General features: G+C 65.3%; 23 protein-coding genes. 10 read left to right on the top strand and 13 right to left on the bottom strand.

Translation table 11 applies throughout. From position 1 onward, the window contains the following. Nucleotides 1-133: 133 nt before the first annotated feature. Nucleotides 134-601: a MarR family winged helix-turn-helix transcriptional regulator gene (locus tag ACLBKS_RS12795; protein WP_410193187.1), complete on the top strand. Its 468-nt coding sequence runs from the start codon at nt 134-136 to the stop codon at nt 599-601. 176 nt (nt 602-777) lie between these two features. Beyond that, nucleotides 778-2,736: an FAD-binding monooxygenase gene (locus tag ACLBKS_RS12790; RefSeq protein WP_410193186.1), complete on the top strand. Its 1,959-nt coding sequence runs from the start codon at nt 778-780 to the stop codon at nt 2,734-2,736. Here ACLBKS_RS12790 and ACLBKS_RS12785 read toward each other — a convergent pair. The 12 genes from ACLBKS_RS12785 to ACLBKS_RS12730 form a co-directional block, all read right to left on the bottom strand. Beyond that, nucleotides 2,717-4,369, bottom strand: a complete 1,653-nt coding sequence (locus ACLBKS_RS12785; protein WP_410193185.1) for a methyl-accepting chemotaxis protein — start codon at nt 4,367-4,369, stop codon at nt 2,717-2,719. The two genes, ACLBKS_RS12790 and ACLBKS_RS12785, sit on opposite strands and share 20 nt — an antisense overlap. A 50-nt stretch (nt 4,370-4,419) precedes the next feature. After that, nucleotides 4,420-5,688, bottom strand: a complete 1,269-nt coding sequence (locus ACLBKS_RS12780; protein ID WP_410193184.1) for a class I SAM-dependent methyltransferase — start codon at nt 5,686-5,688, stop codon at nt 4,420-4,422. Further along, nucleotides 5,685-6,488 (bottom strand): DUF1365 domain-containing protein, encoded by an 804-nt coding sequence (locus ACLBKS_RS12775; protein ID WP_410193183.1) that lies wholly within the window; start codon nt 6,486-6,488, stop codon nt 5,685-5,687. The genes ACLBKS_RS12780 and ACLBKS_RS12775 overlap by 4 nt, the downstream gene beginning before the upstream one ends. Beyond that, entirely contained in the window at nt 6,481-7,731 is a 1,251-nt protein-coding gene (locus tag ACLBKS_RS12770) for an NAD(P)/FAD-dependent oxidoreductase (RefSeq protein WP_410193182.1), read from the bottom strand. Before ACLBKS_RS12770 ends, ACLBKS_RS12775 begins: the two co-directional genes overlap by 8 nt. Next, on the bottom strand, nt 7,728-8,684 hold the full coding sequence (locus tag ACLBKS_RS12765) for an acyl-CoA desaturase (RefSeq protein WP_410193181.1): 957 nt from the start codon (nt 8,682-8,684) through the stop codon (nt 7,728-7,730). The genes ACLBKS_RS12770 and ACLBKS_RS12765 overlap by 4 nt, the downstream gene beginning before the upstream one ends. Further along, on the bottom strand, nt 8,684-9,244 hold the full coding sequence (locus ACLBKS_RS12760) for a lipocalin family protein (RefSeq protein ID WP_410193180.1): 561 nt from the start codon (nt 9,242-9,244) through the stop codon (nt 8,684-8,686). Before ACLBKS_RS12760 ends, ACLBKS_RS12765 begins: the two co-directional genes overlap by 1 nt. Nucleotides 9,245-9,272: 28 nt before the next feature. Next, the gene (locus tag ACLBKS_RS12755) at nt 9,273-9,992 is read right to left on the bottom strand and encodes a DUF6134 family protein (protein ID WP_410193179.1); all 720 of its coding nucleotides are present in this window, start codon (nt 9,990-9,992) and stop codon (nt 9,273-9,275) included. Next, nucleotides 9,989-10,777, bottom strand: a complete 789-nt coding sequence (locus ACLBKS_RS12750; RefSeq protein ID WP_410193178.1) for a DUF1295 domain-containing protein — start codon at nt 10,775-10,777, stop codon at nt 9,989-9,991. Before ACLBKS_RS12750 ends, ACLBKS_RS12755 begins: the two co-directional genes overlap by 4 nt. Beyond that, complete coding sequence (locus tag ACLBKS_RS12745) at nt 10,770-11,318, bottom strand: DUF2878 domain-containing protein (RefSeq protein ID WP_410193177.1); 549 nt, start codon at nt 11,316-11,318, stop codon at nt 10,770-10,772. The genes ACLBKS_RS12750 and ACLBKS_RS12745 overlap by 8 nt, the downstream gene beginning before the upstream one ends. Before the next feature lie 98 nt (nt 11,319-11,416). Then, a complete protein-coding gene (locus tag ACLBKS_RS12740; RefSeq protein WP_410193176.1) occupies nt 11,417-12,496 on the bottom strand; it encodes an SAM-dependent methyltransferase in 1,080 nt (359 codons plus the stop codon). Nucleotides 12,497-12,500: 4 nt separating this feature from the next. Beyond that, complete coding sequence (locus tag ACLBKS_RS12735) at nt 12,501-13,427, bottom strand: MerR family transcriptional regulator (protein WP_410193175.1); 927 nt, start codon at nt 13,425-13,427, stop codon at nt 12,501-12,503. 247 nt (nt 13,428-13,674) lie between these two features. Next, entirely contained in the window at nt 13,675-14,163 is a 489-nt protein-coding gene (locus ACLBKS_RS12730) for an RNA-binding S4 domain-containing protein (protein WP_410193174.1), read from the bottom strand. A 330-nt stretch (nt 14,164-14,493) separates the two neighbouring features. On the opposite strand from ACLBKS_RS12730, the gene ACLBKS_RS12725 reads away from it, so the two are divergent. The 8 genes from ACLBKS_RS12725 to ACLBKS_RS12690 all read left to right on the top strand — a co-directional run bounded on the left by ACLBKS_RS12725 (nt 14,494) and on the right by ACLBKS_RS12690 (nt 21,917). Further along, the gene (locus ACLBKS_RS12725) at nt 14,494-15,684 is read left to right on the top strand and encodes a substrate-binding domain-containing protein (protein ID WP_410193173.1); all 1,191 of its coding nucleotides are present in this window, start codon (nt 14,494-14,496) and stop codon (nt 15,682-15,684) included. A 165-nt stretch (nt 15,685-15,849) separates the two neighbouring features. After that, a complete protein-coding gene (locus ACLBKS_RS12720; protein ID WP_410193172.1) occupies nt 15,850-16,605 on the top strand; it encodes an ABC transporter ATP-binding protein in 756 nt (251 codons plus the stop codon). 82 nt (nt 16,606-16,687) lie between these two features. Continuing rightward, on the top strand, nt 16,688-17,446 hold the full coding sequence (locus ACLBKS_RS12715; RefSeq protein ID WP_410193171.1) for an ABC transporter ATP-binding protein: 759 nt from the start codon (nt 16,688-16,690) through the stop codon (nt 17,444-17,446). A 127-nt stretch (nt 17,447-17,573) separates the two neighbouring features. Next, nucleotides 17,574-18,560 carry a branched-chain amino acid ABC transporter permease gene (locus ACLBKS_RS12710; RefSeq protein WP_410193170.1) on the top strand — a complete coding sequence of 329 codons (987 nt, stop codon included), beginning with the start codon at nt 17,574-17,576 and terminating at the stop codon, nt 18,558-18,560. After that, nucleotides 18,560-19,660 carry a branched-chain amino acid ABC transporter permease gene (locus tag ACLBKS_RS12705; protein ID WP_410193169.1) on the top strand — a complete coding sequence of 367 codons (1,101 nt, stop codon included), beginning with the start codon at nt 18,560-18,562 and terminating at the stop codon, nt 19,658-19,660. The genes ACLBKS_RS12710 and ACLBKS_RS12705 overlap by 1 nt, the downstream gene beginning before the upstream one ends. Then, nucleotides 19,657-20,511, top strand: a complete 855-nt coding sequence (locus tag ACLBKS_RS12700; protein ID WP_410193168.1) for an alpha/beta fold hydrolase — start codon at nt 19,657-19,659, stop codon at nt 20,509-20,511. Before ACLBKS_RS12705 ends, ACLBKS_RS12700 begins: the two co-directional genes overlap by 4 nt. Nucleotides 20,512-20,625: 114 nt before the next feature. Then, a complete protein-coding gene (locus ACLBKS_RS12695; RefSeq protein WP_410193167.1) occupies nt 20,626-21,282 on the top strand; it encodes a glutathione S-transferase family protein in 657 nt (218 codons plus the stop codon). A gap of 65 nt (nt 21,283-21,347) precedes the next feature. Then, nucleotides 21,348-21,917, top strand: a complete 570-nt coding sequence (locus tag ACLBKS_RS12690) for a cysteine hydrolase family protein (protein WP_410193166.1) — start codon at nt 21,348-21,350, stop codon at nt 21,915-21,917. A 28-nt stretch (nt 21,918-21,945) separates the two neighbouring features. Here the strand turns inward: ACLBKS_RS12690 and hemH are convergent, their stop codons facing one another. Then, nucleotides 21,946-22,977 (bottom strand): ferrochelatase, encoded by a 1,032-nt coding sequence (gene hemH / locus ACLBKS_RS12685; RefSeq protein ID WP_410193165.1) that lies wholly within the window; start codon nt 22,975-22,977, stop codon nt 21,946-21,948. Nucleotides 22,978-22,979: the final 2 nt, after the last annotated feature.

Below are 22,979 nucleotides of genomic sequence, written 5' to 3'. Positions count from 1 at the left end.
ACCTGTTGCTGCTGAACCCCGGCGTGTTGCGTGAACCCGCGCCACTAGAATCAACCACGCTGTCTGGACGCGTGCCGCCATGCCTGCATCAGCACGTTCAAGCCCTTCACCTCCGTCCTCTACTTACGCCCCCATGAGCCCGCAATGGAAAAGCCTGGACCCCCGGTCCCTGCCCGGTCATCTCGCGCGGCGGCTGCAGCAGTTGGCCGTGGCCTTGTTCAACCAGGAGGTGGCGGAACTGGCGCTCACGCCCGTACAGTACTCGGCGCTGCATGCCATCTGCCAGCAGCCGGGCATCGACCAGAAAACATTGGCGCAATCCATCAGCTACGACGCGGCCACCATTGGCGGGGTGATTGACCGGCTGGAGGCTCGGGGTCTGGTGCTGCGCAACGTGAGCCCGGAGGACCGCCGCGTGCGCCTGATCAGTCCAACGGAGGAGGGCTTGCGCATCCTCAAGGCGGTGATCCCGCGCGTGCTCACCACGCAGGAGCGTTTGCTGGAGCCGCTCTCTGCCGCCGAGCGCAAGGAACTGGTGCGCTTGATGGCACTGATCATCGAGGCCCAGGCCGAGCTCAGCAGCACGCCCGAGCGCGACTGATCGATTCTTTCCAAGGTTCGGGCAGTCCCACGCCCACCGGTCCACGGTGGAGGTCCGACAGCAGGGACGCGTGCAAGGTCCTGGATGGCCCTCTTGACGGCAATTAAGATGCATGCATATAGTATGCATGCATATTAAATTGCCCGAATCATCTCGGGCCTGTCCGGAGATCCACCATGCAATTCCACCTCGACGGCTTTCGCGCCGGTGACCCCCACATCCATCCGGCTTCCCCCCTGGCGCTGCCGCGCACCGAGGCCCTGCCCGCGCAGGTGGACGTGCTGATCGTGGGCTGCGGTCCGGCGGGCCTGACGCTGGCCACGCAGCTGGCGGCGTTTCCGGAAATCCGTACCGCCATCGTCGAGCAGAAGGAGGGACCGCTGGAGAAGGGTCAGGCCGATGGCATCGCCTGCCGGACCATGGAGATGTTCGAGGCTTTCAACTTCGCTGAGCGGGTGTTGAAGGAGGCGTGCTGGATCAACGAGGTGACGTTCTGGAAACCCGATCCGCACCGCCCGGACCACATCGTGCGTCACGGCCGCGTGCAAGACACGGAAGATGGCCTGTCGGAGTTTCCTCACGTGGTGTTGAACCAGGCCCGCGTGCACGACTTCTACCTGGAGACCATGCGCCATTCCCCCAGCCGACTGGAGCCGCACTACGGCCGCAAATTGCTGGGTATCACGGTCGACGCGCAGGCGACGGACTACCCCGTCACCGTCACGCTGGAACGCGTCGATGACGTGCACGGGCGGCAGCGCGAGACGGTGCGCGCGCGCTACGTCGTGGGTTGTGATGGTGCGCGCAGCGCCACGCGCACGGCCATCGGCCGTGAACTGGTGGGCGAGGCCGCGCACCAAGCCTGGGGCGTGATGGACGTGCTGCCGCTGACGAATTTCCCCGACATCCGGCACAAGGTGGCCATCCAGTCGAACGAGGGCAGCCTGATGATCATCCCGCGCGAAGGCGGGCACCTGGTGCGTTTCTACGTGGAGATGGACAAGCTGGGCGAGGACGAGCGCGTGGCCCAGAAGCAAATCACGGTCGATCAGCTCATCGGCGCGGCCCAGCGCATCTTCCAGCCGCACACATTGGAGGTGAAGGAGGTCGCCTGGTGGTCGGTGTACGAAATCGGCCACCGCATCTGCGACAAGTACGACGATGTGCCCGCGGGGCGCGAGTCCGTGCAATTGCCACGCGTGTTCATCGCGGGGGATGCCTGCCACACGCACAGCCCCAAGGCGGGTCAAGGCATGAACTTTTCCATGCAGGACACGTTCAACCTGGGCTGGAAGCTGGCCGCCGTGCTGCGCGGTCTGTGCCCGCCCTCGCTGCTGCACAGCTACAACGCCGAGCGCCAAACCGTGGGCCAGCAGCTGATCGACTTCGACCGCGAGTGGGCCAAGATGATCAGCGAGAAGCCCGCTTCAGAAGACGCAGCCTCTGCCCCGGGTGCTGATCAAGGTCGGCGCGGCGGTGTGGACCCCAAGGAGTTCCAGAAGTACTTTGAGCAGCACCTGCGCTTCACCGCGGGCATGGGCACGAAGTACCGTCCCTCGCTGATCTGTGGTGATGGCGCGCACCAGGCCTTGGCCACGGGCTTCGAGGTCGGCACGCGCTTTCATTCGGCCGAAGTTCTGCGCATCACCGACGCCAAGGTCGTGCACCTGGGCCACGCGGGCAAGGCCGACGGGCGCTGGCGCCTTTACGCTTTTGCGGGCAAGGATGACGCGGCGGACGCGCAGACCGGCGTGCGCGCGCTTTGCCGTTTTCTGGAGACCGCGCCCGAATCACCGGTGCGGAGGTTCACTCCCGTGGGCCAAGACCCAGACGCGGTGTTCGACCTGCGCGCCATCTTCCAACCCAGCCACTGGGACCTGGCCATCGAGACCATGCCCGCGCTCTTGTGGCCGCGCAAGGGGCGTCACGGTCTGCGCGATTACGAAAAAGTGTTCAGCGCGCAAATCAAACCGGGCAAGCCCGCGCCCGACATCTTTGACTTGCGCGGCGTGGACCGCACGCGGGGCGCCCTGGTCGTGGTGCGACCTGATCAATACATTGCCTTGGTGCTGCCGCTGGACGCCCATGCGCAACTGGGCGAATTCTTCGCGGGTTTCATGCGGCCAGCTGCTTGAGCACAGGCAGCTCCTGCGGGGCTTTCAAGCCGGGATAGGGCGTCGAGACGCTGGGCATGTTGGCCGCGGCGACCGCCCGATCCGACGGCAAACGGAAGCTGGCCACGGTGCGCACCAGGGTCTGAGATTTTTCGTGGAGGCCGCGCGCCGAGACAGACATTTCTTCCACCATGGCCGCGTTGTCCTGCGTGACGCGGTCCATGAAGACGATGGCCTCGCTCACCTGCGTCACACCCACGCTTTGTTCCTTGCTGGCGCTGGCGATTTCTTCCACCACGGTGCTCACCTGACGGATGCTGCTGACCATGCGTTCCATGGTCGCGCCCGCAGTTTCAGCCAGCTCGGTGCCTCGCGTGATCTGCTCCACGCTGCCGGTGATCAGGGTCTTGATCTCCTTGGCGGCCTCGGCGCTGCGGCCTGCGAGGTTGCGCACCTCGCTGGCCACGACCGCGAAGCCGCGGCCCTGTTCACCCGCTCGCGCGGCTTCGACCGCCGCGTTCAGCGCCAGGATGTTGGTCTGGAAGGCAATGCCATCGATGACGCCGATGATCTCGGAGATCTTGCGCGAACTCTGGTTGATCCCCTGCATGGTTTGCACCACCTGGCCCACGACCTCTCCTCCGTTCATCGCGACGTCGCGGGCCTGGCGGGCCAGTTCGTCGGCGCGCGCGGCATTGTCGGCGTTCTGGCGCACGGTCGCGCCGAACTGCTCCATCGCCGCAGCCGTCTGCTCCAGTGAGCTGGCCTGGCTTTCGGTGCGCGAGGCCAGCTCGGCATTGCCTGCGGCGATCTGCTCGGAAGCCAAGGAGACTTCCCGGGCCTCTTCCCGGACCGTGGCGACGATGCCGCGCAGGCTGCTCTGCATGCGCGCGATGGTCGCGAGCACGCTGCGCTGATCATCTTCGCGCACCGCGAGGGACGTCGACAAATCACCCGCCGCCACCGTGCCGACGAGCTTGCGCATCTCCGCGGGCTCGGTGCCGAGGTCATGCTGCAGATTGCGCTCGATCAGCAGCCCAGCGACCACGGCCAGGGCGAGCACCAATCCGCACACCGCAATCAGCAGCGCACGTTGACTTTCATAGGCTTCGCGCGCGGCGGCCACCCGCTGCTCGGCGCGAGAGGCGGTGAACTTGGCATAGCTGTCGGTGGCCTCGATCAAGCTCGCGAGCAGCGGGCGGCATTCTTCGTTCATCTTGCGGATGGCCTCCTCGCGCTGGCCGCGCACGGCCAGGTCGACGATGTTCAGCGCCACGGGGGCGTAAAGCGCTTCCACCGCCGCGATGTTGCGGATGAATTCGCGCGCCTGAGGCGAGGCTTCAGGATCCTGCGCCAATTCCGTCAAGCGCTTGAGAGCGACGGTGGCTTCCTGGTGCGCTTGCTGAGCGATGCGCTGTTCTTCGTTGATGTCCTCGGTCCGGGTGACCAGAACGAGGTTGCGTGCGGCGATCGCGCGCTGGTCCACCGCCGCGCGGACCTGTGCGGCAGTGAGGGCCCGTGCGTTGATGCCAGACACGTAGTTGTCGAAGCGCGCGTTCGCCTCGGAGAGTAGATAGATGGCGAGCCCGACGGCCAGCAGAACGATGGCTACCACCGAGCCAAAGGCCAGCATGAGTTTGTTGCGTATGGACATGAAACGGAAGAGGGGAGGGCTGTGATGTGGCGGCACCTGCCTGAACAGTTTCACCGGGCGCCGGGCTTCGCGAGCAGCATGTGCACGTCGCCGAGGGCGCGCTCCTCAAAGCCGCCTTCACAGTAGCAGAGATAGAAATCCCACATGCGGATGAACGTGTCCGGATAACCGAGTAGGCGAACTTCGTCCAGCCGGGCCATGAAGCGCTCGCGCCAGTGACGCAGCGTGGTGGCGTAGTGGGGTCCGATGTCGTCGAGCCGCACCAGCTTCATGTCGGTCTTGGCCGTGATGGCGTTGAGCATGGCGGTGATGGACGGGATGGTGCTGCCCGGGAAGATGTGGCGCTGGATGAAGTCCACGGACTTGCGCGCGGCCTCATAGCGCTGGTCGGCGATGGTGATGGCCTGCAGCAGCATCAGTCCGTCGTCCTTGAGCAGGCGGGCGCATTGCGCGAAGTAGTCGCCGTAGAACTGGTGGCCCACGGCCTCGATCATTTCCAGCGACACCAGCTTGTCGTACTGGCCGGTCAGGTCGCGGTAGTCCTCCAGCAGCAAGGTGATGCGGTCCTGCAAGCCCGCGGCGGCCACGCGTTCACGCGCCAGTTCGTACTGCTGGCGCGAGATGGTCGTGGTCGTCACGCGGCAGCCGTAGTGCGTCGCCGCATGGATGGCCATGCCGCCCCAGCCGGTGCCGATTTCGAGCAGGTGGTCGTCGGGTCCCAGCTTCAGGTGCTGGCAGACCCGGTGCAGTCTCGCTTGTTGGGCCTGCTCGAGCGTGGTCTGCGGCGTCTCGTAGTACGCGCAGGAGTACATCATGGTCGGGTCGAGGAAAAGGGCGAAGAGGTCATTGCCCAGGTCGTAATGCGCCGCGATGTTGCGGCGCGAGCCGCTGCGCGTGTTGCGATTGGCCCAGTGCAGGACCTTTTGCAGCGGCGCGGTCAACCGGGCCAGCCCGCCTTCCATGCCGTCCAGCACGTCCCGGTTCTGCAGCATGATGCGCACCAGGCCGGTCAGGTCGTCGCAACGCCAGTAGCCCGCCATGTACGCTTCACCGGCTCCGATGGAGCCACCAAACGCCAGTTCGCCCCAGAAGCGCGGGTCCAGCACCTCGAGTTGCACGCTCAGCGGGCAGCGGGCGTCGGGCAGGCCGTAGTCCGTGCGCTCGCCCTGATGGATCAGGCTGACGCGGCCATGCCGCAGTTGCGCCAAGCGCTCGCGCACCCCGCGCTCGGCCAAGCCATCGAGGAAGTGGGGCTTGGGTGTGTAGCCGGCGATGGAGGCGGGCGCGCTGGGGGTGGCAGTGTTCGCGACGGTGTTCATGGCCTGGGTTCCTGTGGGGTGGCGGCGGGTGCCGAAACCGGATCGGGCACGCGCTTGCGGGGATGGATGTGAAAAGGTGTGCGCTTGAGCCAGAGCTTGAGCGCTTGCCAGTGGATGCCGACGATGACCTGCATGGTCATGGCCGGGTAAAACAACAGGGCGCGGGCGAGGTTGGCGCCGGTCAGCGGCTTGCGTTCAAGGGCCAAGGTCGCGTCGAAGACTTTCTGGCCTGCTTGCAGGTTCTCCATGTGCACCGAGAGGGTCTGGCCTGGCGACGTGAAGCGCCAGTCGTAGTCCTGCTCCATGGGCATGAAGGGGGAAACGTGGAAGTCCTTGGTGAAACGGTGGCGGTGCACGTCCGGTTTGAGCGTTTGCTCGTCCTGCGACAGCACGTAGCTGTGCCGTTCTTTCCAGGGCGTGTTGGTGATCTCGGCGACGATGGTCTCCACCCGCGTGTCGGCCGCGTCGTGCACGTAATAGAACGTCACCGGGTTGAAGACATACCCGAAGTAGCGCAGATGCGTGAGCATGCGGATCGGGCCGGTCGGACGTTGTCCCGTGGCCTGGGCCACGCGCTGTCGCACGGCCTCGTCCAGTGGGATGGCCGGATCGCCCAGGTAGTCCTCGCGCCGGTAGCGGGCCAAGGCCATGCGCCGCGTGGACCAGAACCAGCGGCCTGCGAACACGCGGTCGAGCTCGGCCAGGTCAAGGTAGACCATGAACAGACCGTAGCGGAACTCATGCGGTCGGGGTTGCAAACGCCGGTGCCGCACGCGACCCGCGTAAAGCGCGCTATGCATGGGCCCGAGCCTTGAAATGCTCCAGGGCCGCCAAGGCACTGACCACGCCGTCTTCGTGGAAACCATAGCGCCAGTAGGCGCCGCAGAAATAGGTGTTCAGCGGGCCGTTGATCTCGCCTTGGCGCGCCTGCGCGGCCACGCCCGCGCGGGTGTACAGCGGGTGCTCGTAGGGGATGCGCTTGATCACCTTGGCCGGATCAATCGCGTCGCCGTGGTTGAGCGTGACCAGGAAAGGCGTCGGCGCATCCAGCGACTGCAGGATGTTCATGTTGTAGGTCAGCGCGACGCGGCCGGTGTCCTTGGGCAGCACGTGGTAGTTCCACGCGGCCCAGGCGCGGCGTGTGCGCGGCAGCAGCCGGGCGTCGGTGTGCAGCACGGCCTCGTTGGGCTGGTAGCGGATGGCGCCCAGCACCTCGCGTTCGTCCGCGCTGGGGTCGGCGAGCAGGCGCAGGGCCTGGTCGCTGTGGCAAGCCAGAAACACCGCGTCGTAGCGCTCGGCGGCCTGGCCTCGCGCCTCCACCCAAGCGTGGTCACCCTCGCGGCGGATCGACTGCACCGGGGTGTTCAGACGGATGCGATCCCGGAAGGGAGCCACCAGGGCTTCAACGTAGCGCGCGGAGCCGCCGCGGATCACGCGCCACTGGGGGCGCTCGTTCACCGAGAGCATGCCGTGGTTGTGGAAAAAGCGCACGAAGTAGCGGGCTGGGAAAGCCAGCATGTTCACCGGGTCGGTGGACCAGATGGCCGCGCCCATGGGCACGACGTAGTGCTCGATGAAGCCGCGTGAGTAGCGGCCGCGTTCCAGGTAGTCGCCCAGCGTGATGTCTTCGGCCTCCTCCTGCAGCAGGGCCGGGGCCTCGCGGTTGAAGCGCAGGATGTCGCGGATCATGCGCAGGAAGGAGGGGCGCAGCAGGTTGCGCCGCTGCGCGAACAAGGTGTTGAGCGTGGTGCCGTTGTATTCCAGGCCGCTGCGCTCGTCGCGCACCGAGAAGCTCATGCTGCTGAGCTGCGTGGCCACGCCCAGTTCATTCAAGAGGGCGATGAAGTTCGGGTAAGTCCAGTCGTTGTAGACGATGAAGCCGGTGTCGACCTGGTAGCTGCGTCCGCCCTGCTGGACTTCGTGGGTGTGGGTGTGGCCGCCGACATGGGAACCCGCTTCGTACACCGTGATGTCGTGCTCGCGCGCCAGATGGTGGGCGACCACGTTGCCGGCGATGCCGGAGCCAACGATGGCGATCTTCATGCCGGGTCTCCCGCCTGGTCTTCGTGGTCGGGATGCGCCGTGCGCCCGCCAGCGCGGATGGCCGCAGGCACGGGACGCAAGTCGCGGATCAGGCCAACGGCGGCGAGCGCGCGCAAGCCGTAATAAGTGAGGTCGATTTCCCACCAGTAAAACCCCTGGCGCGCCGAGCCTGGGTAGCGGTGGTGGTTGTTGTGCCAGCCTTCACCGAAGGTCAGCAGGGCCAGCCAGAAGTTGTTGCGCGAGGTGTCGCGCACGGCGTAGCGACGGCTGCCGACCTTGTGCGCCATCGAGTTGACCAGGAAGGTCGCGTGGTAGAGCACGACGGTCGAAATGCAGAAGCCCCAGACCAGCAGCATGGGGCCATCCGTGCCCAGCGCGGGCCAGGCGGCGGCCAGCCATTCGCCCGTGCCGTAGAGGCTCACGGCCAGCAACACCGGAACCAGCACGTCGAAGCGGTCAAGGAAGCGCAGCTCGGGGTAACGCGCCAGGTCCGATACCTGCGCCATGCGGGTGGCGAAGTTCTCCCGCGCGAGGAACCAGCCCATGTGGGACCACAGCAGGCCGTGGTGGTGCGGGGAATGCGCGTCGGTGACCCGGTCCGCGTGCGCGTGGTGGTGCCGGTGGTGCGAGGCCCACCAAAGCGGTCCGCGCTGGGCGGCGCTGGCGCCGAGCAGGGCGAAGATCAGTTGCATCGCGCGCGAGGCTCGAAAAGCCTTGTGCGAGAAGTAGCGGTGGTAGAAGCCCGTGATGGCGAACATGCGCACGGCATACAGCGCCAGCGCCACGGCCACGGCAGTCGCGCTCACGCCAGTCCAGAACACGGCCACGCAACCCAGGTGCAGACCGATGAAGGGCAGCACGCGCAACCAGTCCACATGGCGCCCGGGGGCTCCCGCCGTGGGCAGACTCTCGGTGACGGATTGGTTGTCGAACCAGGCAAGCAGGCTGCGCATCATTGCTCCTTGGCCGAGGGCCAGCGCTGTGGCACCTTTTGCAGCCGGTTGACGTCGTAGCCCAGGTCGGCGACGTGACGCACGAGGGTAGCGTAATCGCTCTCTGAAATCGAGGGAGTGCGCGCCATGATCCAGACATAGTCGCGAGCCTGGCGCGCGATCACGGTCTGGCTGTAGTTGGCGTCCAGGTAAGTGATGCGGTAGTCGGCCTTGATCGGCCAGACGAAGCGCATGCCCCACAAGGCATTGCTGGCATCCAGCACGAAGCCGCGAGGGTTGTAGATCTTTTCAGTGCCGTCGAAGGCCTCGGCGCGGAATCGGAAGGTGGTCGCGATGGTGCCGTCCGAGTCCAGCCGATAACTTTCGACGGCGTTGTGCGCGCCGCGCTCGATGAAGGTCGGAATGTTGGCGATGACGTACCAGTCGCCCATGAAGCGTGGCAGGTCCACCTGAGGCACCGTGGGCATGGGCGCCACGGGGCTGCTTTGGCAGCCTGCCATCAAGCCGACGAGGCCGCTCAGGCCGAGCGTCGCGAGGAAGGGTTTGAGTCGTTGCAGCATGGTGGTGTCGTTTTGGGAGAGGTTTGCGTCACAGGCGCTGGTAGCGCAGGGTGCGGCCGCCAGCGACTCGGGACTCAAGCTGGACCCAGTCATCGGCGCTGGTGTACCAAAGGTCGATTTCCAGTTTTTCGCCGCGCAAGGCGTAGCGACGGGTGTTGGTGGGTGTGCCACGCACATTCAGCGTCTCCTCGCCCCGTGCTTCGATGCGCACCTCCTGCCACAAGCCGTTCTGGCTGTTGAGCAGTCGCGTCTGCTTCAGCATGCGCGGGTTCCAGTAGGCGAAGCTCATCACGCAGTCAGCCACTTGTTCGCGCCCCTTGGGGCCGTCCACGGCGAAACCGCCCGAGCGGCGTTCACCCTGAACGGAGAGGATGTCGCCATTGTCGTCGGTGCGTGCTTCGATGCGAGCCAGGCAATCCCCCTGCCAGACTTCACGCGCTTGGTGGTCGTAACGGTAGGCGTTCAGAAAAAGAAACCGAACGGTGAACTTCGCGTCGCTGCGAACCTCGCGCTCGCCGCGCTTGGTGTCGTCCGTGACGCGAAAGCTGTGGTTGCCGACTTCGTCACCATCGAGCAATACCCGAAACTGCCAGACGCGTTCGCTGGACCAGGCTGTGTTCGCGCCCAAACCGAGCCCAAGACCCAACAGCAGTGGCACGAGGGCCGAGCGCAGGCCCAACCGCAGCCTCATGGCCATCGCGCGCAAGGTGCGACATGCAGGCGCGTGCTTGGGCAAAGGCAGAGTCATGCGCGCTCCTTCGGAAACCATGGCAGGAAGGCGTTGGTGCGACGGATGTAGTCGGCATAAGCAGGCCGACGTTCAGCGATGTCTTGTTCCAGCAGGGCCACGCCCGAGACCTTGAGCAGCAGCACGGTCATGAGCAATGGGCCAAACACGGTCCACCAGCCGCCAGCGGCGACGGCGATCAGGAAGAAGCCCCACCACAGCAATGCTTCGCCGAAATAGTTGGGGTGGCGGGTGTAACGCCACAGGCCGGTGTCGAGCACGCGACCCCGCTGGGCCGGGTTGCTCTTGAAGCGCGCGAGTTGCGCATCGCCCACGGCTTCAAACAGCATGCCGATCAGCCAAGCGGCCGCGCCCAGGACGTCCAGCCAACCCAGCGGCGCGGAACTGCCCAGTGCCGAGAACAGCGGTGCGGCGATGATCCAAGCCAGCGCCACTTGCAAACCGAAGACCAGGTAGAGGCTCTTGACCGTGAAGCCCGGCTCATTGCGCGCGCGGATCACCTGGTAACGGTGGTCCTCAGGCTGGCCCCAGTTGCGCCAGGTCAGGTAGACCGACAGACGCAGTGCCCAGATCAGCAAGAGGCCCAGCAGCAGCAGGGCGCGTGGGCCAGGGCTGGCCATGCCGGTTTGTGCGATCACATGGACCCAAGCCCCAAGCAGGAAGAACAGGGGCCAAAGGCTGTCAACGATGCTGACGTCTCGCTTCACGAGGCTGAGCAGCCAGCCAGCAAAGCCCAGCAGGCTCATGGCGAGCAAAGCCCAGAGGGCGGCATTCCAGTCAAACATGAGAAGGCTCCAAGGGTTTCGTGGGTGTTGCGCCGAAGCCGTCGAAACGGCGCGCGAGCACGCACAGCAAGGGTGTGATGAGTGCCCATCCGATGGCCAGCAAGGGCAGGGCGAGATGGGAGTCAGGCAGGGACAAGGCGCCGAGCTTGGCGCCCCCCAGGTAAGCCAAGGGCCCGCCCACGGCGCCGAGAATGGCGGCCCCAAGCAGGTGTTGCTTGAGCCAGGCCAGGCTGACGTTGAGCGTCATGCCGAAGAGCACCCACAGCGCGACCATCCAGTAAGCTGCCGTGCCGTCGATCAGCACGCCGTTGGTGAACTGCACCAGACCGGTGGCCGCCAAGGCGGTATCCCAAGTCGCGCCGACCCCGGCCGCGATCAAGGCCAGGCGCAATTCAGCTTGTGGATGGTCGGCTTGGCGCAGGTGCCAGGCCAGGGCCAGCAGCACGAACACCACGCCCGCCCAGGGCCAGCCTCGCGCCGCGCCCAGCACGCAGACCAGCCAGCCGGTCTGATAGATCAGGAAGTTGATGATTTTGCGCACAAAGGTCTCGTCGTCGGGGTCAAGAAAAGAAGGCCGGTCCGGTGAACACCGTCATTTCACAGCTTGGCAGGTCATCGATCTTCGTGGCCGTCACGGACTCAGGCGGCGGGCCGTTCGAACAGGTAGTGGCTGACCCACCATTGCTGACCCTGTTCGTAGCCAAAGAGTTCCGCGCAGGCCATGAAGAAGATCCGCCAGCGCTGGAACCAAAGGGCCGCTTGATCCTGGCCATAGGTGGCGGCCAGCACAGGCATCACGTCGGCGCGTCGCTCGTCGATGTTGCGCAGCCAGGCGTTGGCGGTCTTCTCGTAATGGGTACCATCCCAGCGCCAGCGCTGAACCAGCCGCAAGTTGCGTTGGAAATGCAAGGCCATGTCATCGCTGGGCATCATGCCGCCGGTGAAGAAGAACTGGCTCATCCAGTCACTCTCGTCGCGCACTTCAAAAGCGTAGGGCACGGACCGGTGCACGAAGACGTGCATGAAGAAGCGACCTGCGGGCAGCAGCCAGTCGTGCACGCGACGGAAGATCTCGTCCCAGTTGCGCATGTGCTCCAGCATCTCGACCGAGACCACGCGGTCGTAGCGCTCCGGGGCCTCGAAACGGTTCATGTCGCAGGTGATGACGTTCACGTTGCCGAGCTGGCGGCGTTTCGCCTCGGCCATGATGTGCTCGCGCTGCGAATTGGAATTGGACACTGCGGTGATGCGCGCCTGCGGGTAGTGTTCCGCCATCCACAAGGTCAGCGAACCCCAGCCGCAGCCGAGTTCGAGGATGCGTTGGCCATCGGCCAGCCCGGCGTGTTCGCAGGTCGCGGCCAGGCCGCGTGCCTCGGCCTCATCCAGGGTGCTCACGCCCTCGGGCCACCAGGCCGAGCTGTACTTGCGGTGCTGGCCCAAGGCGTGGCGAAAGAACTCCGCGGGTACCTCATAGTGCTGGGCATTCGCGGCCTCGGGCACCAAGGCCACGGGCAGGTGGGGCAGGGCGGAGATGAAACGGGTCGCCCGTTCGGCGCTGGCCTCGGCGTCGTTGGCATCGATTTCCAGCAGGCGCTCGCGTGTCAGGCGGCGGATGCCATAGCGGATCAGCGCATCGGGCAGAAGGCCCTGTTCGGCCCAGCGCAGCGCGAGGGACACGGGCGCTTTGGAGGGCGGTACGTTCTGGGTCAGGGCGGTCATGGGTTTACTCCGTGGGGTTGAGGGTGAGGTGCAGCAGGCGCAGTCCGTGGGCGATGTCCGTGCCCAGGGGGATGGCGCCCGCGGCGCGCAATTCGTCATGCTGGTGCACCGAAGTCGGGCCACCGACGAAAACGGGGATGACGGCGTCGCGCACCAGCGCGGGCAGGGCTTCGACGAGCAGCGCCTGCGGTGCGTCGATGGAGCTGGACAGCACGATGCCTGCGGCCTGCGTGCGTTGGGCCGCGTGAGTCAGTTGGTCCAACGGCATGTTGGCGCCGAGCAGCACCATGCGGTAGCCCTGCTCGTGCGCGGCCAACGCGAACAGCAGCAAACCGATTTCGTGTTGTTCGCCCGGCAGGCAAGCGGCGACCAGCTTGGGCCCCAGCACCGAGCGGCTGCGGTGGTGCAGGCGCGCGCCGAGCTTGATGCGCATGTACATGCCAAAGAAATGTTCTTCCGCGATGCCGCCCGGCTGGTTGTTGTCCCAGCGTTGGCCCAGCTCGACCAGCAGCGGTAGCAGCAGCCGCGCCGTCACTTCCTCTATGGCATGCACCGCCAGCAGTTCGTTGTAGAGCGTTTCCAGCCGTGCTTCGTCGAAACGTGAAATGGCGTCCACCATCTGGGACCTTGCCCGAACCCAAGGGCCTTCATCGATGGCTGACGACGCGTTGGATTGCGCTTGCGCGGCCAGCGCCTCGCTCACGTGGCTGATCGTGACACCTGAGTCCACCAGGGCGAGGATGCGGCGCACCGTGTCGATGTCTGAACGGGTGTAGACCCGGTGTCCGGTGGCCGTGCGTGTGGGGCGGATCAGGCCGTGCCGGCGCTCCCAGGCGCGCAGGGTGATCGGATTCACACCGGTCAACGTGGACACGGTGCGGATCGGAAAAAACTCCTGGGCGGTGGGGTCCTGCGACGGATCGGTGGACATGCAGTTCTTGTACAAAAGTTGTACAGACTTTATCCGAATGCCGAAGCCGTAGGGTGATATGCGGGAATTTCGATCAAAAAGTTATACAAAAATGTTACAAATATGGATATGCATCCAGTTGTGAACGAGGGTCTTAGGGGCGCTTGTACAAGGCCTGCCATCCTTGGGCGGCGTGGCGGGGCCTCGGAAAGCCCCGCTGTGTGCGCTCCGGCAGGCGCGGGCTGCGCGCCTCAGAAGAACGCCAGTGTCAGTCCAGTGAGGCGCTCCAGCGCTCACCCCAGCCGCTGGCGCCCGATTGCAGTCCTCCGCGTTCAAGTTCGATCTGGCGTCGGTCGCGCTTGGTCGGTCGGCCTTGGGTCAGGGACAGCGCGGGCTCGACGGCGAGGCGCTGTTGCTCGGCGATGGCCGTGCGTTGGGCGATGGATTCGGGAGTCTCTTCGTAGAGCAAGGCGGCCACCGGGGCTGGACCGCGTTGCGCGCTCAAGGCCCGAACGCGCACGGTGCGTCCGATCGCGCCTTGGCGCAGTTCCACCGTGTCGCCCGGCTTGAGATCGCGCGCGGGTTTGGCGACCTGACCGTTCACGCGCGCCCGGCCCTTGCCGATTTCTTCCGCGGCCAGGGCCCGGGTCTTGTAGAAGCGCGCAGCCCAGAGCCACTTGTCCAGCCGCATCGTGTCCGGGCCCGCGCGTTCGGACGGTGATGGATCGGTGTGATGCGAGGCGCGATGGGGGGTCATGCGGGGGCGTGTCGGTGCTGCGCGCGATTCTAGGGCTCGCGCCACGAGCGGGGTGCTGGTCCCGATTTCTTGCTCGGTCTCTTCATTCCAGGCTCATGGTCCGTCGGAACGTCCGAGTGTTATGTCCGAGTGTCACGTCAGAGTGCGTGGCCTTCACGCGTCGGCAAGGACGATTACGTACAACTACGCAGGGCTGGAAAACCCTCTGGGGCGCCCGGGTGAAGCTCCAGACAATGCGGCGGCGCAAGAGGCGCGGTCTCGACCTGCGAGCCACATAAGGGTCGTGCCGAGAGATCAACCCACGCACAACAAGCACGAGAGGAGACATCCATGCAACGACGTACCCTGGCCGTGGTGGCCCTGCTGGCCACCCTGGTGGCCGCATCGGTCCAAGCGCAGACCGGTGAAATCCGCATCGCCCAGATCCACAGCAAGACCGGTCCGCTAGAGGCTTATGCCAAGCAGAGCAATGTCGGCCTGATGATGGGACTGTCCTACGCCACCGGCGGCACCATGACGGTGGCTGGCAAGAAGCTGGTCGTGATCGAGAAGGACGACCAGGGCAAGCCCGACGTGGGCAAGAGCTTGCTGGCCGCGGCCTACGCCGACGACAAGGTGGACATCGCCGTTGGCCCGACCGCCTCGCCCGTCGCGCTCGCCATGCTGCCCGTGGCCGAGGAGTATCAGAAGATCCTGCTGGTGGAGCCCGCCGTGGCCGACTCCATCACCGGCGACAAGTGGAACCGCTACATCTTCCGCACCGGCCGCAGCAGCAGCCAGGACGCCGCCGCCAACGCCATCGCGCTGGACGCACCAGGCAACGTGATCGCCACCCTGGCCAACGACAACGCCTTCGGTCGTGACGGCGTGAAGGCCAGCAAGGACTTCATCAAGAAGGCCAAGGTCGTGCACGAGGAATACCTGCCCGTGGGCACGACGGACTTCACGGCCGGCCTGCTGCGCATCGTGGACAAGCTCAAGAACGAGAAGGGCCGCAAGTTCATCTCCGTCATCTGGTCGGGCGCGCCCACGCCCTTCCCGAAGATCGCCGAGATGGATCTGAAGAACCGCTACGGCATCGAGCTCGCCACCGGCGGCAACATCCTGCCCGCCATGGTGGCCTACAAGCAGTTCCCTGGCATGGAGGGCGCGCTCTACTACTACTTCGGCATTCCGAAAAATCCGATCAATGACCACATGGTCAAAGAGCATCAGAAGCAATTCAACGCACCGCCGGATTTCTTCACTGCGGGGGGCTTCTCGGCAGCCATGGCCATCGTCACGGCGCTCAAGAAAACCAATGGGGATGCGAACGCCGAGAAGCTGATCGCCGCCATGGAAGGCATGAGCTTCGACACGCCCAAGGGCAAGATGACCTTCCGCAAGGAAGACCACCAGGCCCTGCAGAGCATGTACCACTTCCGCATCAAGGCCGACCCGGCCTATGCCTGGGGCGTGCCGGAGCTGGTGCGTGAGATCAAGGCAGAAGACATTGATCTGCCGATTCGCAACAAGCGCTGAGCGGCTACTGCGCAGGCCGATGGCGGCGTTGCAGTAGGGGAAAGGAAGGGGCCCATTTCCCTTCCTTGCTCGGAATCCTCACGTACCTTAAGTACGTTCCGGTTCCTGTGCTCCGTGCGCCTTGCCCTCGGCCTGTTCACTACGCCGCTTTTTGTTCTCGTTCCCATGCTTGAAACTCAAGACCTCACCGTCCGCTTCGGCGGTCATGTCGCGGTCAACGCCGTGTCCTGCGCCTTCGCGCCTGGCACGCTGACCGCCATCGTCGGCCCCAACGGCGCCGGCAAGACCACCTACTTCAATCTGATCTCGGGTCAGATTCCGGCCAGCGCGGGCCGGGTGCTGCTGGATGGGCGCGATCTGACCGCCTTGTCCGCGCCGCTGCGCACGCGGGCCGGCCTGGGTCGCGCCTTCCAGCTGACCAATCTCTTTCCCAAGCTCAGCGTGCTGGAGAACGTGCGCCTGGCGGTCCAGGCCAAGGCGGGCGCGGGCCTGGACTTCTGGCGCATCTGGAGCGACCGGCGCGATCTGCTGGAAAAGGCCGAGCAGATTCTGGAGACGGTGGCCTTGACCGCGCAACGCGACGCCAGCGCCGCCAGCCTGCCGCACGGTGACCAGCGCAAGCTGGAAGTGGCCTTGCTGATGGCGCTGGAGCCGAAGGTCTTCATGTTCGACGAACCTACGGCGGGCATGAGCGTGGACGAGGCACCCGTCATCCTGAACCTGATCCGACAGCTCAAGCAGGACAAGACCAAGACCATCCTGCTGGTCGAGCACAAGATGGACGTGGTGCGTGAACTGGCCGATCGCATCATCGTGCTGCACAACGGCGAACTGGTGGCCGATGGTGAACCGGCGGCGGTGATCGCCTCGCCCATCGTGCAGGAAGCGTACCTGGGCGTTGCCAAGGAAGAAAAATTATGAGCCCCCACGCTCATCACTTTGCGTATTCGCTGCCCCCCGAGGAGGTGCGAATCTCCCTTGGGGTGACCCGGTGGGAGATTCAATGACCAACCTGCTTGAACTACAAGGCGTGCACACCCACATCGGCGCGTACCACATCCTGCACGGCGTCGATCTCGCCGTGCCCGCGAACGAACTCACCCTGCTGCTGGGGCGCAATGGCGCGGGCAAGACGACCACGCTGCGGACCATCATGGGTCTGTGGCGCGCCAGCGCGGGCCGCATCACGCTCGCAGTGGACCAGGACAACACGCCGCGCGGGTTGGACATCACGCAGCATCGGACGCCAGAGATCGCCCAGAATGGCGTGGCCTACGTGCCCGAGAACATGGGCATCTTCTCCGACCTCAGCGTGAAGGAGAACCTGCTGCTGGCCGCGCGGGGCGCGCGCTCGGTGGACGACATCGACACCCAGCGGCTGGAGTGGATCTTCGGCTTCTTCCCCGCGCTGCGGAAATTCTGGAGTCACCCCGCGGGCAAGCTCAGCGGCGGGCAAAAGCAGATGCTGGCCGTGGCGCGCGCCATCGTCGAACCACGCCAACTGCTGCTGATCGATGAACCCAGCAAAGGTCTGGCGCCCGCCATCGTCCAGAACATGATCACGGCCTTCAAGGAGCTGAAGGCCGCGAAGACGACCATCCTGCTCGTGGAGCAGAACTTCAATTTCGCCAAGCAGCTGGGTGACAGCGTGGCCGTGATGGACGACGGGCGCGTGGTGCACAGCGGCAGCATGAAAGCCTTGGCGGAGGATGAAGCCTTGCAAGCGCGTCTGTTGGGTTTGTCCCTGGGAGCACACGCATGAACTGCCCCCACGCTCATCACTTCGTGTATCACTTCGTGTGTTTGCGACCCCCCGTTTCAGGTGGGTCCTGCGCTTCGCTTGGACCTGGGGCCTTCGCCTCCCTTGGGGCGGCCCGGCGGGAGGCTCAATGACCATGCTGAAAGACTTCGACTGGAAGCCCTTGGCCCTGGTCCCCGTGCTGTCGGTGCTCGCGCTGCCTGCCGTGGGTAGCCCGTCGACCTGGCTCACGCTGACGGTGGCGGGGTTGGCGATGGGCCTGATCATCTTCATCATCGCTTCGGGCCTGACCCTGGTGTTCGGCCTGATGGACGTGCTCAACTTCGGCCATGGCGTGTTCATCGCGCTCGGCGCCTTCATCGCCGTTTCGGTGCTGGGCGGCATGGGCAGTTATGTGCAGGCCGAGAGCCTGTGGCTCAATCTGCTGGCCTTGCTGCCCGCCATGCTGGTGGCCATGGCCGTGGCGGGCGCCCTGGGCTGGGCCTTCGAGCGCTTGATCGTGCGCCCCGTATACGGCCAGCACCTGAAGCAGATCCTCATCACCATGGGCGGCATGATCATTGGCGAGGAACTGATCAAGGTCATCTGGGGGCCACAACAGATCGCGCTACCGCTGCCGCCGGCCTTGAGCGGCGTGCTCTACGTTGGTGATGCGGCGGTGGAGAAATACCGCCTGCTCTGCGTGCTCGTGGGGCTGGCCGTGTTCGCGGTTCTGGCCTGGACGCTGAACCGCACCAAGATCGGCCTGCTGATCCGCGCTGGCGTGCAGGACCGCGAGATGGTCGAGAGCCTGGGTTACCGCATCCAGCGCCTCTTCATCGGTGTCTTTGTCGCGGGCAGCGCGCTGGCGGGCCTGGGCGGTGTGATGTGGGGCCTGTACCAGCAGAGCGTGACGCCGCAGATGGGCGCCCAGGTCAATGTGCTGATCTTCATCGTCATCATCATCGGCGGACTCGGTTCCACGCTGGGGGCCTTGATCGGGGCCTTGCTCGTGGGCTTGATGGCGAACTACACGGGTTTCCTCGTGCCCAAGGTGGCGCTGTTTTCCAATATCGCGCTGATGGTCGCCATCCTGTTGTGGCGGCCCCAGGGTGTCTACCCGGTGGCGAACAGATGATGCTGTCCCGTCTTCTTTCCAACGACCTGCCGCGCAGCCGCGTGCTGGCGGTGTTGCTGCTTGTCCTGGTGCTCGGTCTGGCCTTCGCGCCCTTCCTCGTGCCGGGTGTCAAGGCGCTCAACGTAGCGGCCAAGGTGCTGATCTTCGTCGCGCTCGTGGTCAGTTTCGACCTGCTGCTGGGCTACACCGGCATCGTGAGCTTCGCGCACACCATGTTCTTCGGCATCGGCGCCTATGGCGTTGCGATCGCTTTCACGCACCTGGGCGCGACCTGGGGCGCGCTGGCCGCAGGCGTCATCGGTGCCTTGCTGATTTCCTTGCTGCTGTCCCTGTTGATCGGCTTGTTCTCGCTGCGGGTCAAGGCCATCTTCTTCGCCATGATCACGCTGGCCGTGGCCTCGGCCTTCCTCACGCTGGCCTCGCAGCTGTCGGACATCACGGGTGGTGAAGACGGCCTGAGCTTTCGCGTGCCGCAGCTGCTCACGCCGGGCTTCCGTGTCTTCGAACAGGACGTGCTGGGCGTGGCGGTCAATGGGCGCATCGTCACCTATTACCTGATCTTTCTGACCGTGGCGCTGATGTTCCTGGCCCTGTTGCGCATCGTCAACTCGCCCTTTGGCCTGGTGCTTCAGGCCATCCGCGAGAACGACTTTCGTGCCGAGGCGCTGGGTTACCGCACCGTGGTCTACCGCACCCTGTCGAACGTGATCTCGGCCGGCTTCGCCACGCTGGCCGGTGGCCTGCTCGCGCTCTGGCTGCGCTACAACGGGCCGGACACTTCCCTGTCCTTCGAGATCATGCTGGACATCCTGCTCATCGTCGTGATAGGCGGCATGGGCACGCTGTATGGCGCCATCCTCGGCAGCACGCTCTTCCTGCTCGCGCAGAGTTATCTGCAGGACGTGCTCAAGGCGCTGGGTTCGGCCATGGAAGGTTGGCCGCTGCTGCCCGCCATCTTCACGCCCGACCGCTGGCTGCTTTGGCTGGGCCTGCTCTTCGTGCTCTCGGTCTATTACTTCCCGACCGGCATCGTGGGCCGGCTGCGGGAGCGCGCGAGTCTGCGCACTTTGAACAAGGCGCAAAAGGAGGAAAGCCAATGACCCAGCCCAGCTCCAACTACCTGCGCTGCGAAGGGCGTGAACTCCATTACATGGATTGGAACGCCTCCAGCGGACGGACCGCGATCGCCTGGCACGGCCTGGCTCGCACCGGTCGAGACATGGACGAACTGGCCGCGCACCTGAGCGCCAACGGCTATCGGGTGATCTGCCCGGACACGATAGGGCGTGGCCTGAGCCAGTGGAGCCCCGATCCCGTGCACGAATACTGTCTGAGCTTTTACGCCAAGCTCGCCCTGTCCTTGGCTGACCAGCTGGGCCTGAGCCACTTCGATTGGGTGGGCACCTCCATGGGTGGAGCCATCGGCATGGTTTGCGCGGCCGGGCCATTGAAGGGGCGCATCACACGCCTGGTACTCAACGACATCGGCACCGAGTTGGCCGAGGCCGCGGAGCAGCGCATCCGGGGGTATGCGGGCAAGCTGCCAGCCTTCGACACAGTGAGCGAGCTGGAAACTTACTTCCGCACCATCTACAAGCCCTATGGCTGGCTCAGCGACGCACAGTGGCGTCGCCTGACGGAAACCTCGGTCCGTCGCCTGCCCGATGGCCGTGTGACGCCGCACTACGACCCGGCCATGGCCGGGCAGTTCATCCATCATCCCGACGACTACAAGCTGCACGAGGAATACGCGCGCATCGAGGCGCCCGTGCTGCTGCTGCGTGGTGAGTCGTCCGACCTGTTGCTGCCCGAGACCGTGGCGGCCATGCGCCAGACCGGGCCCGGGTTGAACGGACGCCTGCAGGTCATCGAGGTGCCCGGCTGCGGCCACGCGCCCGCGCTCAACGTGCCGGACCAGTTGGGGGCCGTGCTCAAGTTCCTGCGCGCCTGAGGACCGGGACATCGTGGTCGTGCTTTGTGGACAATGCGCGCCAGGCCCGTTCCAGACCTTGGTGCATGCCGGTGGTCGCCGGCAGGTCAGGTTGGGCGTTTCTGAGAGGAACCCATGGCTTTGACCATCTACGGCATCCAGGCGTCACGCGCGCTGCGTCCCTTGTGGGCCGCGACCGAGCTGGGCCTGACCTTCGAGCATGTGCAGACCGACTACCGGCAAGGCAATAGCCGCACGTCGGACTTCCTGGCGCTCAACCCCAACGGGCGCGTGCCGGTGGTGGTGGACCATCGGCCCGAGAGCGAAGGCGGTGACATCGTCCTCTGGGAAAGCATGGCCTGTGCGCTCTACATTGCCCGTTACCACGGGCAGGCCGACGGCCGCAGCATCACCCCCGCCACGCCGCGCGAGGACGCCGAAGCCCTGCGCTGGTCCTTCTGGACCATGACGGAAGTGGAGAAGGATGCGCTCACCGTGCTCATGCACCGCCTCAGCATGCCCGAACCCCAGCGCAAGCCCGAGCTGGCCGACCAAGCCGAGCGCCGCCTGCATGTGCCCTTGCGCGTGCTGGAGACGCATCTGGCCGCGCAGCAGGCCAAGGGTGAAGCCCACATCGCCGCCGACCGCTTCACCGTGGCCGACCTCTGCGTGGCGAGCGTGCTGCTTTGGGTACGGGCGACGCGGACGCTGATGGACCAGTTTCCGCTGACGAGCGCGTGGCTCAAGGGGTGTTTGGCGCGGGAGGCCTACCAAGCCTTGAAGAAAAAGTAGGTACAGGGCATGGCACTGTGCCCACCAATCCCCAAGGCCAGACCAAGGCCACCTCGATGACACCCATGATCGCTCTCCTCATCATCGACATGCAGCGTGGCATGCGCGAACTCTCGGCCGGGTCTCGCAACAATCCGCAAGCCGAACTCGCCATCGCGACGATGCTGAGGGCCTGGCGCCAAGCGAAGGCCCCGATTGTTCATGTGCGGCATGTCTCAAGAACGCCCGGCTCTCCCTTCTGGCCGGGGCAGCCGGGAATTGAGTTCCAGCCCGATCTGCAGCCTCTGGATTCGGAGCATGTCGTCGAGAAGAACGTCCCGGATGCGTTCATCCACTCGGGGCTCGAACGCTGGCTCCATGTCAGGGGCATCGAGTCCGTGGCCATCGTGGGCGTGAGCACCAACAACTCCGTCGAAGCCACGGCACGGACCGCGGGGAATCTGGGGTTCACCACCTATGTGGCCTCCGACGCGACGTTCGCGTTCGCGAAATCCGACCACAACGGCGTCCTGCGCAGCGCCGAAGACGTGCATGCCATGGCCTTGGCGAATCTGAACGGTGAGTATGCGCGGGTCCTGACCAGCGTCGAGTTGCGAGAAAGGCTTCAGCGTTCCGGAGTCTCGCCCACTCCGTGAGACTCGCGTCTCGATGGCCTCATGGAGATCACATCCAGCCGCTAACGTGCCTTTGCGCAATGTGCCCCAAAGCCTTGATCCACTCCGCTTCATCATTCAGACAAGGGATGTAGCGGAACTCCTGCCCGCCCGAGGTCAAAAAGGCCTCCCGCACTTCCTGGTCGATTTCTTCCAGCGTTTCGATGCAGTCGCTGGTGAAACCGGGGCAGGCCACGTCCACGCGCTGCACGCCCGCGCGGGCCAGGGCCATGACCGTGGGTTCGGTGTAGGGCTGCAGCCACTTGGCCGCGCCGAAGCGGGACTGGAAGGTGACGAGGTATTGCTCGGGCGTCAGACGCAGCGCTTCGGCCAGCAGCCTGGCCGTCGTCTGGCATTCGTCGTAGTACGGGTCACCCAAGGTGCGGTTGCGCTCGGGCAGGCCATGGAAGCTCAGCACCAGTTTGCTGCTTGTTCCGTCCGGGCGACCGTGCTGCTGCCAATGGGCATCGATGCGCGCGGCCAGGGCGCTGATGTAGCCCGGGTCGTCGTGGTAGCGGTTGACGAAGCGCAGTTCGGGCAGGGAGCGGATCTTGCCGGTCCAGTGCGCCACCGCATCGACCACGCTGGCCGTGGTGGTGCCGGAATACTGTGGGTAGGCCGGCAGGATGAGGATGCGTTGCACGCCCTCGGCCTGCAGGGCGTCGAGCTGTTGCGCGATGGAGGGCGAGCCGTAGCGCATGGCGTAGCGCACGGTCACGTTCAGGCCAGCGGTCCGCAGCTGTTCATCCAAAGCGATGGCCTGCCGTTCGGTCCAGACCCGCAGGGGCGAGCCCGATTTGTCGCCGTCCCGCATCCAGATGCTGGCGTACTTCTTCGCCGACTTGCCCGGGCGCACGCGCAGGATGATGCCGTGCAGGATGGGCCACCACAGCAAGCGGGGGAGTTCCACCACACGCTGGTCACTGAGGAATTCGCCCAAGTAACGCCGCAGGGCTGCGGGCGTGGGCGCATCGGGTGTGCCGAGGTTGCAGAGCAGGACGGCGGTCTTGGGGCGGGACATGGAAGAGGGCGGCGGGGTCATGG

Source organism: Hylemonella sp. W303a, assembly GCF_046452315.1.
Taxonomy (GTDB): domain Bacteria; phylum Pseudomonadota; class Gammaproteobacteria; order Burkholderiales; family Burkholderiaceae_C; genus Hylemonella.
This window is presented reverse-complemented; position numbering and strand designations above follow the sequence as displayed.